This window comes from Bradyrhizobium sp. Rc3b (assembly GCF_900114915.1).
Classification (GTDB): Bacteria; Pseudomonadota; Alphaproteobacteria; order Rhizobiales; family Xanthobacteraceae; genus Bradyrhizobium.
In genome coordinates this window covers 134999-151184 of the sequence record NZ_FOUS01000019.1, presented here as the reverse complement: position 1 = coordinate 151184, position 16186 = coordinate 134999, and the positions used below count along the sequence as shown (strand labels likewise).

Sequence of the window (16186 nt, the reverse complement as noted above, 5' to 3'; positions counted from 1 at the left end):
GCTGCGAGTGCCACCACCACCCTGTTCACCACCCAGACGCCATCCAACACCAATGCCACCGACGGGACAGGGGCGGACTATGAGCTGGGGATGCGCTTCACCGCCGATAATTCCGGCGTGATTCAGGCGATCCGGTACTACAAGGCCTCGAACGAGACCGGCACCCATGTCGGCCACATCTGGTCGGCAACGGGCCAGGAGCTGGCGACGGTCACGTTCACCAACGAAGGCGCATCGGGCTGGCAGCAGCAGGCGCTCGCCACGCCGCTCACCATCGCGGCCGGCACGACCTATGTGGTCTCGGTCAACATCAACAGTTACTACGTCTCCACAACCCAGGGCTTCGCCTCCGGCATTAGCCATGGCGGCCTGAACGCTCCGGTCGGCGCAGGTGTCTTCAACTACAGCGCGGGCGTCTTCCCCACCGCCGTCTATCAGAATTCAAACTATTTTCGCGACGTCGTGTTCGCTCCCTCCAACGTCATCGCACTACTCAACACTTCTACGATCTATGTCGGCGAAGCGTCCGGCACGGCCACCATCACCGTCGTGCGCTCCGGCGACCTCTCGTCTCAAAACACCGTAGAGTACACGACGAATGAGATCGGCACCGGCGGTACCGCGACTGCTGGATCGGATTTCATCCAGCCCACCTTCAATGGTCGGACGAACACCGGCCAGGTCGTCTTCGGACCGGGAGAGAGCACCAAGAGCTTCACTATCCAGATCGTCAACGATCAACTCACCGAGGGCAATGAGACGTTCGCAATCGGACTTCAAAATCCGGGCTCCGGATCCCTCGGAGCTCCACGCACCGTCCTCGTCAGCATCATCGACGACGACTCACCCGCCTCGATCGCAATGGCAGACGTCGTGTTGAGCGTTGCTGAGACTAGCCCAACGGCGACGGTCACGCTGCTGCGCAGCGGGAACGCCAGTCAAGCAGCCACGGTCGGCTTCACGACGAGCAGCGGCAGCGCAATCGCGGGGGCCGACTACACGACCACGACCGGTACGGTCACCTTTGCCGCCGGACAGGTGAGCCAGACCATCTCCGTGCCGATCATCAATGATACGACACCGGAGAACGACGAGACCTTCACCGTCACCTTGAGCAACCCAACCGGCGCCACACTCGGCTCCCAGGCGACGACGACCGTGAAGATCCTGGATAATGACAACCCCGCTCTCGGCAACCTGGTGGGCGAGACCGCGGTGTCGGGTCTGAACCAGCCTGCGGCGATGGACTGGACGCCCGACGGCCGCTACATGCTGGTTGCGCAGAAGGACGGCGTGGTGCGCGTGGTGGACAACGGCACATTGCGATCGACTCCGCTCATCGACCTTTCGAGCGAGGTGAATGATTTCGGCGATCGCGGGCTGCTGGGAATCGCGGTGAACCCGAATTTCGCAAGCAACCACTATGTCTATCTGCTGTACACTTACGATCCGCCCGAGACGACGACTCAGAGCGGGCTCGCAGCGGCCGATGGGGGTGGCAACAGACCTAGCCGTCTGGTGAGGGTGACAGTCGACCCCACCACGATGATTGCCGATCCGTCCAGCGAAGTGGTGCTGGTCGGCAAGAACAGCATCTGGGCCTATACCAGCCGTCCCGACGCAAACAGCGGCGGTGATCCCAGCATCGTTCCTTCGGGCATCGTCAACGGCACCACCATCACGGCTCCTGCGAGCCAGATCGAGACAGGAGCGCAGGACAACGATCCCGATAGGGCCGGCATCCAGAACCAGAACATCCGGGACTATCTTGCGACCGACAGCGATTCCCATTCGATCGGTGCCGTTCATTTCGGTCCCGACGGCTATCTCTACCTCACGGTCGGGGATGGCACGTCGTACAACTTCGTCGATCCCCGCGCAGTGCGGGTCCAGGACATCCACAATCTCTCGGGCAAGCTCTTGCGGATCGATCCTATTACGGGTGAGGGAGCGCCCGGCAATCCGTACTATCAGGCTGGCGACCCAAACAGCAATCAGTCGAAAGTGTTCTACTACGGCGTCCGCAACGCGTACCGCTTCAGCTTCGATCCCGTTACGAATCTGCCTGTGCTCGGAGACGTGGGCTGGAACAACTGGGAAGAGATCGATACGGGCCCTGCCGGCTCTAATTTTGGATGGCCATACTTTGAAGGTCCGGACAAAACCGCCAGCTACCAAAACCTGTCCCAGGCGATCACTTTCTATAATAACGGCAACCGCAACAATCTGTCAGACCCGCCTGCCGCCTTCCCGATCCTGTCTCTTAGCCACGGCGCACCCGACAACGCCCATGTAATCACCGCTGGAGATTTCTATAATCAGAATACGATGTTCTTCGACGACGTCTATAACGGAACAATCTTCGCTGCGACGTTGGATGCGAACCGGCAGATCGCAAGCGTTCAGTTGGTGGACAACGTACAAGGCATCGTGGACCTGCAGAAAGGGCCCGACGGCTGGCTCTACGGTGCCGATATATATGACGGTACGATCCGACGTTGGCTGGACTCGACGGCCGCCGCCGGGAACACGCTGGGCCTTGCGGCGTCCTGACGGCGGGCGAGCCTGCTCTCGCCTGTCGCCACCGCAGAAATCATGCTCCTGAGCGGCCAGTCGTCGCCCACATTCGGTTGTCGCGCGGCGTCTGCATCCGGATCCAACCGTACTGTGCCCGCGACCAAGGCTTTATCTCGGGCGTTAAATTATCGAGGACCAAATCGCCAGTCCTGGCACGCACCACGAGCACAAGGTGATGGTCTCCAGAACCTCGCACCACTTCGCTCAATAGCAGAACCCGCGCGGGCCAGCCACGTTGCAGCAGTTCATGACGCTTGCTCACTGCGTAGTCGTTGCAATCGCCGCGAGCCGGATTAATGAGCCACTCCTCATGTGCAAGGCCGAGTTCGTTAGGTTGCGGAACAATGGCCCGGTTCACTGCGCGATTGACTGCATCCAGTTCCGCCCACCGTTCCTTCGTCAACCGGATCGGCCCGCCGCGGAAGAAGCGTCGCGGACGACACTCGGCCTCATAGCGCAGGCAAAACACCGTGTAAGTGAGGGGCGGAAGAGCGGGACGCCCCAGCTCGATGTGTGCAAGGTCCGCACGGGGAGGCTTTGGCATGACCAGCAATGCTGCACGCGCCCACTGAACGCCCCCGATCACGAGAGCTATGGCGCCGGCGATGACCGGGCCCGAGGTTCGCTGAATCACCGCCCCTCCGTACGCTGGCCGGCGCGCCGCCTGACCACCAAAAGGGTATTTAATGACTTATTGTAATATATTTAATTTAAATAGCAATAATATTTAAATATCCGACTGAGCGCAAAAGACATAACAGTGAGGGCCGCAGAGCGTCCTACACGGGTGAGAATCAATAGAAGGGATGGCGCCGAGAGAGAGAGAGAGAGAGAGAGAGAGAGAGAGAGAGAGAGAACCTCAATCGCCCTCGGGGAAAGCCGCTACTGCGCGGCGGATGCTGGTCCCGCCGAGCGCGCGAACAATCATTTGCCATCGATATATTTTCATGCTGATTTAAATATTCGCCGGAGCTAGACCGTCGAACAGGCTTTCTCGGGCAGGACCTATCTCAATGCCGGTCGAGCTACTCGTCATTCTCGGAGCTGAGGCTGCAATACTCGGTTTCGTGGCCGCAATGAGCCTGCATACCAAGCGAATGGACGTATTGAGCGGACGATCGTTTCGAGCACCCCATCGCCCCTCCTGGAGAAAACAAGCGTCCGGCGCGGTCGCTCAATCGAAGGCCCACGATTTACTGCGTTTCACCGGGAGTTGGGCGGTCTCGTCACGTTCGCTCCACCCGATTTCTTGGATGCTGCGCCGGATATTTCAAATCAGGCTGCAGACGCCGGTCCGGATTGAGACGCCCGCTCGTTGGACCGGCACCCCCGCTTCCGGCGCTTGCGACCGCCCGCCCGTGCTTTCCAGCGCTGGTCGCGACGCCCAGGGGAATGGCGCCGGTCCCGAACACATGCAATCGAGCGCTGCTTCCATCTTGCACCAGCTCAGCGCTCCTTGAATGCACGCTCCGCTTGATCGTGCAGCGGCTTGAGCAGATAGGACAGCGCGGTCCGACCAGCCGTCTTGATGAAGACCTCGACCGGCATTCCTGGCAGCAGCTTGGCCGAACCGAGCTTCGCCAGCTCCTCCGGCTTCAACAGGATGCGACCGGTGTAGTAACTCGTGCCGGCACGCTGATCCTGCGTGATGTCTGCCGAGACCATGCTCACTTCGCCGTCGATCTCGGGCGTGGTCTTCTGGTTGAACGCTGCGAAGCGCATCGTCGCTGTCTGCCCCACATAGACCTGGTCGATGTCCTTCGGTGCGATCTTGACCTCGACGGCAAGCGAATCCGCGTCAGGCACGATCAGCATGATTTGCTCGCCGGGTGAGATGATGCCGCCGACCGTGTGGACGCTGAGCTCGTGGACGCGGCCGGATTGTGGCGCCCTGATATCGATCCGATGCAGTTGATCGACCGCCGCAGTCTTGCGCTCGCCCAGTTCGGAGAGTTTTGAGCGCGTTTCGATGAGGTCCTTGCCGACTTCCGTCCGCAGGTCCTGATCGATCTGAATGCTCTGGAGGCCGATTTCGGAGATCTTGCCTTTCGATTGCGCAATCATGCCGGCCAACTGGCTGCGCTCGCCTTCGATGCGTGCGGAGTCGCGCTCGAGGGAATTGAGCCGCGTGATCGGCACCAGATTCTTCTGCCAGAGGCTGCGCACGCCCTCGAGCTCCTGGCGGATGAACTCGACTTCCTTCTGCTTGGCCTCGGTCTGCCCCGTATAGCCCTTGATCTCGTTCTCCAGCTGCGCGCTTCTCTCCTGCAACTGCGCTTTTTGGCCGCTCCTTGCCTGACGGCGGAGGTCGAACAGCTTCCGCTCCGCAGCGATTGCACGGCTCGCCTCGGAGTTGCTCTCCTTGGCTCGGTCGAGCAACACCTTGGGAAAAACGACCTGCTCGGCACCATCGCGCTCGGCCTCGAGACGAGACTGGCGCGCGAGCAGCTCATCGATGCTGTTCGTGACGATCGTCGCATTGGCGAGCGTCTGAGTCTCGTCGAGGCGGATCAAAACGTCGCCTGCATTGACCCGATCGCCCTGGCGCACGCGCAACTCACCCACGATCCCACCCGTGGAGTGCTGAACCTTCTTGACGCTCGAATCCACCACGACCACGCCCTGGGCGATCACCGCGCCCGACAATTGGCTCGTTGTCGCCCAACCGCCGATCCCAAATGTCACCAGACCGAACAGGATCATACCGACGATCATATAACGCTGGATGGATTGCAATGCCGGCGCCACCACCTGGCCGTTCATCGGTTGCCTCCTTGAGCTTCCGCGACCACCTTGAGCGGCACGGGATTTCGCAAGACCTTCTTGAGGACCTCCTCCCTCTTGCCGAAGGACTGAACCCTGCCTTCCCCGAGGCACAAGACATGATCGACGCCTTCAAGCGCCTTCGGACGATGGGCGACCACGACGACGATCCCGCCGCGACGGCGCACGTTCAGGATCGCCTCGGTCAGCGCCTCCTCGCCCTCGGCGTCGAGATTGGACGAGGGCTCATCGAGCACCACCAGGAACGGCTTGCCGTAGAAGGCGCGAGCGAGCCCAATGCGCTGCCGCTGCCCCGCCGACAGTGCTAATCCTCCCTCGCCGATCTTCGTGCCGTAGCCATCCGGAAACGAAAGGATGAGATCGTGCGCGCCCGCGGCATGCGCGGCCTCCAGAACAGCGGCGGCGGTCGCCTGCGGATCGAAACGCGCAATATTCATCGCGATGCTGCCGTCGAACAACTCCACGTCCTGAGGCAGGTACCCGATGTGCTTGCCGAGGGCGTCAGAAGACCAGTGATCGAGTGCGGCGTTGTCCAGCCGTATCCGGCCTCGAATGCCCGGCCATACCCCAACCAGCGCACGTGCCAGCGTCGATTTGCCGGATCCGCTCGGACCAATGATTCCAACCGCCTGCCCGCGCCGCAACTGGAACGACACGTCATTGACGGTGGGCTGCTCCGAGTTCGGAGCCCCGATATAGAGATGCTCGACGGTGAGAGTTTCAACAGGAGGAGGCAATGCCAGCCGCTCCTCCTCGCCGGGCAGAAGTTTCAGCAAAGCATCGAGCCGCCCCCCGGATTGCCGGGCAGCAACGAACCCTTTCCAGTTCGCAATGGCCATTTCGACAGGCGCCAACGCCCGCGCCGTGAGGATTGATCCGGCAATGATGATCCCGGCCGTCGATTCCTGGTTGATGACGAGGACTGCGCCGACGGCGAGAACCAGCGATTGCAAGATCGCTCGAAAGAGCTTGGAGACGCCTCCGAGCCCGTTAGCGACGTCGCTGGCCCGCTCATGGGCCGCGAGGTACTTCGCGTTGACATCCCGCCAACGCAACGCCGCCTGCTGCCGCATGCCCATGGCCTGCAGAACCTCGGCATTTCGCCGTCCCTCGAGCGCCAGTGCCGCTCGCGAGACTGCGAGACGCGAGGACGCCTTTGCCGGCCCACGCGTCCGGGTTTCCGTGAGCATGGTAATGCCGATCAACACCAACGCGCCGGCCAGCGCAGTGACGCCAATCCAGAAGTGAAAGAGGAAGCAAACGCCGAGATAGATCGGCATCCAGGGTAGATCGAAGAGCGCAGTCGGCCCGCCGCTCGACAGAAAGCTGCGGACCTGATCCAGATCCCGCACCGGCTGCAGGCCGTCGCCATCGGCCCTGGTCTTCAAAGGCAGACGAACAAGCGCGTCGAATATGCGAACGCCGAGCCTTTCATCCAAATACCGCCCGACCCGCGCGCTGATCCTGCTTCTGACGAAGTCGAGCCCACCCTGAAACACGTAGAGGACCGTGGCCAGAACCATCAAGGCGACCAGCGTCGGTATGCTGCGTCCGGGCAGCACGCGGTCGTAGACTTGCAGCATGAAAAACGAGCCGGTGAGCATGAGGAGATTGCTCATTCCGCTGAAGGCCGCGAGAGCCCAGAAAATCCGGCGGCAAGACCGCAGGAAAGCCGACATCTCCGACTGCGGTTCCTCATAGTGCTCCGCCGGTCCGGACCGACCAGCGAACATCCGTTGCCGCAGGGCCTCGACCGGCCGCCTCGCCAAGCCGATCAGTCGCGTGGGCCGCAGTTCGGCGTCATCCGCCCACTGTCGTCCGGACGCCCAGAGCTCTGATATGTGAAGAAGTGGAATCCGAATGAGATTCGCGGGCGGGGGGAATACCCCCCGCCGTCCAAAGTCAATCATGGTAGTCGCCCTTGAACCATGCCTTTGACGGAAGATCCCCCAAGAGATCCCCAAGGCAGTTGTTGAGTACTACTCGGTGTGGATGCCCACACCTTACGCGAAGTGGAAGTCCTGGCTGGTCAACGAACCGACCTTCATGTTCTTCAGCGTGAGCGTGTCGTCCCCCGTCGCGATGACGACGTCGCCGCCTGATTGGGTCGCGTGGGAGAGAACACTGGCAAAACTGTCGAACACGCTCTTACTGAACTCGATCGTGTCGTGAGCAGGTCCGCTGGCAACGAAGCCCTTGATGACATCGTTGCCGAAATTCGCGGCAAACGAGAAAGTGTCGGCCTTGCTGGTGCCAACGAACACGTCATTGCCTGAAGTGCTCGTCTGTGTGTTGCTGGTCGTTGAGCTCGAAGTAGCAATGGTCTGCGTGGTGCTCGTGGACGACGTAGCCAGGCTCGAAGTACCGACCTGTCCATCACCGTTGAGATCCTGATGGAAGCTTGTCTCAAGCGACTTGAGGCCAGAGTCCGTACCCGACACCGAGCCGCCCGAGGTGGAGCCGGTCAGGGTGCTGACATGGGAGACGTAGTTGCCGTCATTGTCGGTGTTCCACGCCGTGTATTGACCGGTGCTCGCCTCCTTCCAGGCAACCTGATAGCCCGTCGCCGTCTTCTCCGCGGCGATGGGAGCCCAGGTACCGTCCGACCCGTCGACAAAATCCACACCGCCATACTTCAGCGAGGGACCGGTCTCGGTGCTGGTGTTGAGGTAGTATTTGTCGCCACTCTCGACGAGACGTGTCGCACCAGCCGACTCGATTACCGTACCAGCGGTCGGCGTTGATGACGTCGGTGCGGCTGCACTGGAAGCACCGATCTGTCCGTCACCGTTGAGATCCTGCTGGAAGCTCGTCTCAAGCGACTTAAGGCCAGAGTCCGTACCCGACACCGAGCCGCCCGACGTGGAGCCGGTCAGGGTGCTGACATGGGAAACGTAGTTGCCGTCGTTGTCGGTGTTCCACGCCGTGTATTGACCGGTGCTCGCCTCCTTCCAGGCAACCTGATAGCCCGTCGCCGTTTTCTCCGCGGCGATGGGAGCCCAGGTACCATCCGACCCGTCGACAAAATCCACACCGCCATACTTCAGCGAGGGACCCGTCCCGGTGCTGGTGTTGAGGTAGTACTTGTCAGCATTCTCAACGAGCCGTGTCGCACCAGCCGACTCGATTACCGTACCCGCAGTTGGCGTTGGCGATGTCGGTGCGGTTGCACTGGAAGCACCGACCTGCCCGTCACCGTTGAGATCCTGCTGGAAGCTCGTCTCGAGCGACTTAAGGCCAGAGTTCGTACCCGATACCGAGCCGCCCGACGTGGATCCGGTCAGGGTGCTGACATGGGAGACGTAGTTGCCGTTGTTGTCGGTATTCCACGCCGTGTACTGACCGGTGCTCGCCTCCTTCCAGACAACCTGATAGCCCGTCGCCGTCTTCTCCGCGGCAATGGGAGCCCAGGTGCCAATTGACCCGTCGACAACATCCACACCGCCATACTTCAGCGAGGGGCCCGTCCCGCTGCTGCTGTTGAGGTAGTACTTGTCAGCATTCTCAACGAGACGTGTCGCACCAGCCGACTCGATTACCGTACCGGCAGTTGGCGTCGGCGACGTCGGTGTGGCTGGGAGCGTCGAGCTACCGGTGCTGGCCGTGACCGCGGTGGACGCCGCGCTGGTATTCCCTGCCGCATCCGTTGCCTTCGCGGTCAGGCTGTGCGAGCCGGCCGCAAGGACGCCGGAGGTATAGCCCCACAGGCCATTGCTGTCGGCGGTCGCGGTCCCGATCTGGGTCGTGCCGTCGAACACCTTTACGACGCTGCTCGCTTCGGCCTTGCCGGACATCACAGCCTGATTGGCGCTGTTCACCGTTTGGCTGACAATCGTCGGCGCAGCCGGCGCTTGAGTGTCGACGGTGACTGCCAACGCAGACGACGCCGCGCTGGTCTGACCCGACGAGTTGGTCGACGTTGCGGTGAGCGTGTGCTTGGCGTCAGTCAGGACCTTTGTGATGTAATCCCAGGCGCCTGCAGAATCGGCGGTCGTTGTACCGATCTGGGTCGAGCCATCATAAATCTTGACGGTGCTGTTTGCTCCCGCGGTACCCTTGAGCTCGAGCGTATTGTCGCTCGTGATGCGGTCGCCGGCGACACCGCTGTCGGCCGAGAAGGACGCGATGACAGGAGCGACAGGCAGAGTAGAACCGGTCGAATCGGAACCAGACGATGTGCTGCCTGACGAGCCATCAGCTCCTGCCGGCACCACCACTGGAGAAGATGTTGGCGCCGACTCGGTATTATTCGAATTGACCACCTGACCGGTGCGCATATCCATATTGTTGGAGAAGGACCAGCCGCTCGGAGCGGAGTAGAATGCCCCCCACGCCGCCTGCAGATCAAAGAAGTTGTCGTGCACGCTGCCACTGAGGGCAGAACTGTCGTCGTTATAGGAATTGGCATGAACCATATACGACATCGCTGAACCGGCGGATCCACCGGCCGCAATCATCGTGTTGTATGCCATGACGGCATCCTGGATCACCCCGCCCTGAGTATTGCTATAGAACTGGAAGCCCTCGCCTCCCGAGGCCTGCGGCGTCTGATAGGTGGTGTTGAACTCGACATCCACCGAGCTCGCGGTACCACCGCCGAACTGCAGGAAGTTCAGATGGGCGCCGTCTTCAATCGCCCCTTGCTCGATCAGATTATATTTGTAGACGACGGAGAAGCTTGGGCTGCCGTTTGCCTGCGTGAATTCGACGATGTGCTGCGGAAATTCCTTGAACCAGTTGTACTCCATCGTGACCTGGCCCGAACCAGCGAAGCCGATGAACGATGTCGCGTTGCCGATGGCGCTGCCATCAAAGGTATTATGTGTGAGGGTGAGATTGGACGCTGCGGAGGTCCCGTAAACCAAATATGATCCCGGGTTGGTGCCAATCGCAAAATTGCTGTTTGAGATCGTCGCATTCGATCCAGCGACCGTCACCTGATAGCCGCCGTGAAGCGAAAAATCATACCCATCGAGCGTGATGTTGCTTCCGCTGATTGTGATCGTGCGGCTCGACGAATCTACCGAAACACCCGCCATCGAGATCGTCGCTGGATCCTTGAGCGATGTTGACGTCGTCCCAACTGCATAATCGACGCCGGCGACATTCCAGGTCGGCCGCACAGCATAGCCGTCAAGCAGGTTCGGAAGTTGCGAAGTTGCCATTAAGGAGGGTCCCCTATTCGAGTTTAATCTGGTCTGCCACGCACTGCGCGATCAAATAACCCCATTTGAGTCCGCAGCGATTTCAGATCATGTAGAGCCAAGCTCGGATGCAAGGCGGCCTCCGTATGGCTCATCACCAAAGGCTTTTTTGGGACAACAACACGACTCAGCAAAGGTAATTCAGGGATCTAAAGTAGTGACTGCGCGTTCAAACTTATCCACCGAAAAATAACAATATACTGGAGTACGTATTTATTCGATTATTTATGCCAGATGAAACACCTGATCATTCGCGTTCTACTACAAGACATTAGCTCACGAATTCGCAGCGGATCGGAAATTTACAAAAGCTGCGCGCGAAAGATCTGAATTTAGTCATGCCAAGCGCAAATGATGGCAGCCGAACCAGCTCGCATCTGGCGCACAATGTCGCAGCCGATGAAGAAGAAACCTAGATCAGGAGTGAGCTGCACTACTGAGCACTGATCCATTGCACCGGCTCGGCCGCGGATCTAGGGCGGCCAAAAAGAGCTAGAAACGCGTGCCGAGAGTTCGCGTTTCGAGATGCGGTGCCTTCCCAGGCCGCGCATTTGAAGCGGGCCGGATTCGACGGTCTTGTTGAAGATGCGCAAACGAACCATCAGCGCGACGTTGGCCGTGGTGGCGATGCTCTGTTTAATTTTGCGGATGACCTCGTATTATTCGAATTGACCACTTGGCCGGTGCGCATATCCATATTGTTGGAGAAGGACCAGCCGCTCGGAGCGGAGTAGAATGCCCCCCACGCCGCCTGCAGATCAAAGAAGTTGTCGTGCACGCTGCCACTGAGGGCCGAACTGCCGTCGTTATAAGAATTGGCATGAACCATATACGACATCGCTGAACCGGCGGATCCACCGGTCGCAATCATCGTGTTGTATGCCATGACGGCATCCTGGATCACCCCGCCCTGAGTATTGCTGTAGAACTGGAAGCCCTCGCCTCCCGAGGCCTGCGGCGTCTGGTAGGTGGTGTTGAACTCGACATCCACCGAGCTCGCGGTACCACCGCCGAACTGCAGGAAGTTCAGGTGGGCGCCGTCTTTAATCGCCCCTTGCTCGATCAGATTATATTTGTAGACGACGGAGAAGCTCGGGCTGCCGTTTGCCTGCGTGAATTCGACGACGTGCTGCGGAAACCTCTTGAACCAATTGTACTCCATCGTGACCTGGCCCGAACCCGCGAAGCCGATGAACGATGTGGCGTTACCGATGGCGCTGCCGTCAAAGGTGTTATGCGTGATGGTCAGATTGGAAGCCGCTGAGCTCCCGTAGATCAAATATGATCCCTGATTGGCGCCAATCGCAAAATTGCTGTTCGAGATCGTCGCATTCGCTCCTGCGACGGTCACCTGATATCCGCCGTGAAGGGAAAAATCATACCCATCAAGCGTGATATTGTTTCTGCTAATCGCTATGGTGCGGTTCGAGGCATCTATCGAAACACCCGCCATCGAGATGGTCGCCGGATCCTTGAGTGATGTTGATGCCGCTCCGACTGCGTAATCGACGCCGGCGACACTCCAACCCGGCCGCACGGCATACCGCCTTAGCACTTCCGGATGCTGAGGTGCTGCAGATGAAACCCTTTGCTCGCTGACATCGCAACGGTTGGCCGTGCATTCGACCTTGCCGCTGCTCTCTTGCGCAATGCGGACGTCATCTTCATCGGAAGACGCGACCATCATTAGCGCGGCGACCCAAACGAGCAAGGATTTCATTCTAAACGACCTCGGACGCGCCTGCTACCATTGATGCGACTCGCTCGCTCGCCATGACAAAAGACGAGAAGCCCGATCATCAATTCGTTCGGGGGAGCCTTGCATACGCAACATTGAACCGCGGTGCGGTTCAAGTTCTCTTGCGCCAACCGTCGGTTATTCGGCTCCGTCGGGAAGACGTCCTCTGTTGGTCAACACCGCAACCGCTCTCCTCTCTCGGCGATAAATCGACCTCTCTGAGCTGACCGTCCATTTACGCTCCTTCATATATCAAGAGCGCTTTCGTGCAGCCATAAGGGATTTAGTTACGCCGAGGATTTTCTCTGAGATGATCGACGCGTCGGGAAACAATGCAGCGAACATACGCTTGTCCAGCAGGGACGAGCTTTGTATCGTCTTCATCGCCTCGTCGACGGTCGCCGCTTTGGACCAGTAAGGGCCACACTTCCGAGCCATCACAAGCCGGAACTTCAGCGACTCGGGAAGCCAGTGCAGAAAGGGCGTTCTCGCGTGCGGCTCGATCGGAAACCAATAGTAGGGAGTTTGCACGAAATAATTGGGAGCGATGCGCCGGATCTCATTCGCCATTGCCATCATGCTCGACCATTGACCGACGTGCTCAATGACCGAATTCGAATGGATCACATCAAAGCTATTGTCCGCGAATTCCGGCATATGGCAGGCGTTGCCCCGGCAAAATATGAAGCCCGCCTTCGGCGGCCCGCCGCCGTCCAGATTGAGTAGGGTTATTTCAGTCGGTCGGGCTATCAGGCGCCTCTTGTCCGACCAATAGGCTTCGACTCCGCCAATATCGAGAATACGCAACGGACGATCGGTCCTCGGGATCGAGTTCACCAGATCGAGAAAGATCGAAAATCGCGCCAGCCGGAAACGGCTCGACGCAGCCTTCTCGTACCCGCTATGTTCAATGACCTGTGACACTTCGATCAATCGCCATTCCTTACAGCCAGGGGATCATAGGCCGTAGATTTAATCAATTCAATATTATATTGATTACCACGCGCATTTAATTTATCACGATATTTAACATGGGCGGCGGGGCGAGGCCACGATTTCGACCCATGACGGGCGCGGCAAGGCTTGCGGATGGCCGTCCATCACCCGAGCGAGGGAGCGATGTCAAATACCGGGCCAGAAGAAGCCACAAAGCTAGCAGTCCTCATCGTATCGTACGGAAACCCCGACGATGTGGATCGTTGCTTGAAGTCACTTGCCCAGTCCGACCTCGAGAATTTTGATGTTTTCATCTGCGAGAATGCCGGCCGGGAAGCTTATGCCTCCTTGATGGAGGTCATTGCACACGAACACGGCACATTGCAGCAAATGAAAGATTGCTCGAATGAGCTGGATCGACCGGGAGGGCGACTGGCCCGCGTGGCGAAATGTCGATTTCGATCCCGCTCCAATTTGGTCAGGATAGCGCTCGCAATTGATAATCTCGGCTACGGCGGCGGAGTTAATGCCTGGCTCGAGAGATTGCTCGGTCAACCCGGGTGGCACGCCGTGCTCGTTCTCAATCCGGATACCGAGGTTGTTGAGACGTGCCTATCACAGTTGGTGGCCAAAGCCGCCGAAGGATACGGCATGGTTGGCGGCGTTCTGGTGTTCGACGATTCCCCGAACAAGGTCGCCAATTATGGGCTTCGATGGTCCGCTCTCACGGGACGTGTGACAGCTCTTGGCCGAAACTCGCCTGCGGGACGTCGCCTCACACCGGAAATGGTTGAAAAGATCGATGCGATTAGCGGCGCTTGTGTGCTCGTGACAAGAGACTTCATCGCTGATGTAGGATTAATGATGGACGACTACTTCCTCTATATGGAAGACCTTGACTGGGGCCGGCGACGAGCCAACCACCGTATCGGAGTTGCTGAAGGGGCGCTGATACGCCATGTGGGAGGCACGACCATCGGATCGGCCGTAGACCCAAGAGATCAGTCCCATTTGTCGGTCTACCTGTCCGCCCGGAACGGTATCCTCTATTCCCGGCGTCGAGCCGGGTGGCGCTGGGTCTTTCACTCCGCGATTTGGATGTTGTACGCGCTGAGATACCTTCTGCTTGGTGCTCCAGCGGCTGCCATGCTTACGATCACGGGCTTGTGGCATGGAATGAACGGCAGAACGGGCCGGCCCGAAATTTCCTTCGATAGACGACACGGTTATCGCTAAAGGTGCTTGAACTGAACGTTCAATAGGCCCCGGGACAGAGCCAGGTTCTGGGCAAGCCAACTCCGCATCCGCCGAGGAGCGTTCGCATGTCGAATGCCCACGCAGGCCGCAGCAGCCCGCGACCTCTGTCACGATAGGTTTTGTTGCTCGCGATTATTCATTAATCAGCGGCGCACCCAAAAGTCCATTTTATTAAATATTGAATATCTGCTATAAATCGACAAGCACCATTTTAAATGATGACTCAGGATTTTCCCGGCCGAGGAGCCAATTGTGAGCCAATTTTCGGTATCCCGCTTTTCCCCGGTGGTCACGACCGCCCTCTGGGCACAGCGCCGCTCCTGGCTCATCCCGCGCATCCTAAGGCAAATGGGACTTGCGATGCTCTCGCGTCTTCAGGGGGGTCCTGCACCTCTCGAAGGTTGGAATTCGCCGCTGATCGTCCGCGAGAGCGGTGCCCGTCCGGCAATTGACTTGAACCAGGCCGCCGCGTGCCTCCCCTCACGTCTTGAAAGGCCAGACCGACTTCATCGACGACTATCATGCTTGATTTCGACGAGCGTCTTGGACGCCGGCGGAATCGATGAGTTCGTGGCATTTCTTGCTCGGCGGCTGCCCGACAGAGGCATCAGATCCACGGTCATGGTAACAGACCCGGCTGTATCCGGCGGGCGTCTCATGCGTGCGCTGCAAGAAGAAGGGATTGAGGTCATCCATGGATACCCATCTGAATGCCTTGGCTGGCTCAGGGAACAACGGCCGGACGTCATCAGCGCTCATGCACCTCCAGACTGGCTGGTCCAGGCGGCTCACGAGCTGGGAATCCCGGTAGTAGAAACGCTGCACGCCGCTCCGACCCCAATTGGAACCGATTGGCGAGCAGAGGGGCCGAGAAGTCGCAATATTCGTTTTCTGATCGCCGTAAGCGACCTGGTACGACGGCAATATTTGCGCGGCAACCCGGCATTCAGCGCCGATGCGATTTACACGATACCCAACGGTTTCAATTCTACCCACCGGCAGATGACTGACCGGACCGCGGCAAGGAAGTGGCTGGGTCTTCAAGATGAGTTTCTGTTCGTATCGTTGGCCCGTCACGTCATGCAGAAGAACGCATACGGCCTGCTGGTCGCCTTTGCAGAGGTCGCAAAATTGTTCCCGCACGCACATCTTGTCCTGGCGGGTCGGGCGGATGATCCCGTCTATATGAAGCAGCTGCAACTCCTTCACAAGAAGATCCCCGAGCGCCATAGAATCCATCTTCGCGACAATATTTCCAACCCGTCCCCATTGCTCTCAGCGGCCGATTGCTTCGTTCTCAACTCCTTCTTTGAGGGATGGCCCCTCGCCCCAATGGAGGCTCTTTGTGCAGGCCTACCCGTTGTGATGAGCGATGTCGGGGGAGCCCGCGAACAAATTGGTCTGGACGGCAGACATGGCTGCCTCGTGCCCAACCCCCTAGAAAATCCCGAGGCCGTAACATGGGATAGTGTTGCGCGTGAGAGATTTCGGCCTCAGCGCAACAGAGCCGCCCTTGTCTCAGCGATGAATTCTATCATCGCAAATCGAGAGTATTGGGCGACTTCTCGCGCGACCCTCTCAAGTGAGGCGAAGGTCCGCTTCGACACAGAAGCGTGTATCCAGCGATACGCGCAAGTTCTCGAACGAGCCGTTGTATCCTGATTGCAGCTTATCCAGAACATTGGACGCG

The 16186-nt window shown here is 59.0% G+C and carries 9 protein-coding genes; 3 read left to right on the top strand and 6 right to left on the bottom strand.

The features are described 5' to 3' along the window. On the top strand, positions 1–2553 hold a 2553-nt coding region (locus tag BM190_RS34270), incomplete at its 5' end, for a DUF4082 domain-containing protein (protein ID WP_092261970.1). Between the two features lie 40 nt (positions 2554–2593). Here the strand turns inward: BM190_RS34270 and BM190_RS34265 are convergent. From BM190_RS34265 to BM190_RS41340, 6 genes are all read right to left on the bottom strand, one after another. Next, the gene (locus BM190_RS34265; protein ID WP_092261969.1) at positions 2594–3208 is read right to left on the bottom strand and encodes a transglutaminase-like cysteine peptidase; all 615 of its coding nucleotides are present in this window, start codon (positions 3206–3208) and stop codon (positions 2594–2596) included. An 815-nt stretch (positions 3209–4023) separates the two neighbouring features. Beyond that, positions 4024–5340: an HlyD family type I secretion periplasmic adaptor subunit gene (locus BM190_RS34260; protein WP_018322876.1), complete on the bottom strand. Its 1317-nt coding sequence runs from the start codon at positions 5338–5340 to the stop codon at positions 4024–4026. Further along, on the bottom strand, positions 5337–7094 hold the full coding sequence (locus tag BM190_RS34255; RefSeq protein ID WP_092261968.1) for a type I secretion system permease/ATPase: 1758 nt from the start codon (positions 7092–7094) through the stop codon (positions 5337–5339). The genes BM190_RS34260 and BM190_RS34255 overlap by 4 nt, the downstream gene beginning before the upstream one ends. 270 nt (positions 7095–7364) lie before the next feature. Beyond that, the gene (locus BM190_RS41345; RefSeq protein ID WP_244550817.1) at positions 7365–10526 is read right to left on the bottom strand and encodes an Ig-like domain-containing protein; all 3162 of its coding nucleotides are present in this window, start codon (positions 10524–10526) and stop codon (positions 7365–7367) included. Between the two features lie 640 nt (positions 10527–11166). Continuing rightward, positions 11167–12285 (bottom strand): hypothetical protein, encoded by a 1119-nt coding sequence (locus BM190_RS34245; protein WP_143109139.1) that lies wholly within the window; start codon positions 12283–12285, stop codon positions 11167–11169. A gap of 270 nt (positions 12286–12555) precedes the next feature. Then, entirely contained in the window at positions 12556–13227 is a 672-nt protein-coding gene (locus tag BM190_RS41340; RefSeq protein WP_244550820.1) for a class I SAM-dependent methyltransferase, read from the bottom strand. 195 nt (positions 13228–13422) lie between these two features. Between BM190_RS41340 and BM190_RS34235 the strand changes: the two genes are divergently transcribed. Further along, positions 13423–14475 (top strand): glycosyltransferase family 2 protein, encoded by a 1053-nt coding sequence (locus tag BM190_RS34235; protein ID WP_143109138.1) that lies wholly within the window; start codon positions 13423–13425, stop codon positions 14473–14475. 546 nt (positions 14476–15021) lie between these two features. Then, on the top strand, positions 15022–16158 hold the full coding sequence (locus BM190_RS34230; RefSeq protein WP_245283137.1) for a glycosyltransferase family 4 protein: 1137 nt from the start codon (positions 15022–15024) through the stop codon (positions 16156–16158). The last annotated feature ends 28 nt before the right edge of the window (positions 16159–16186 follow it).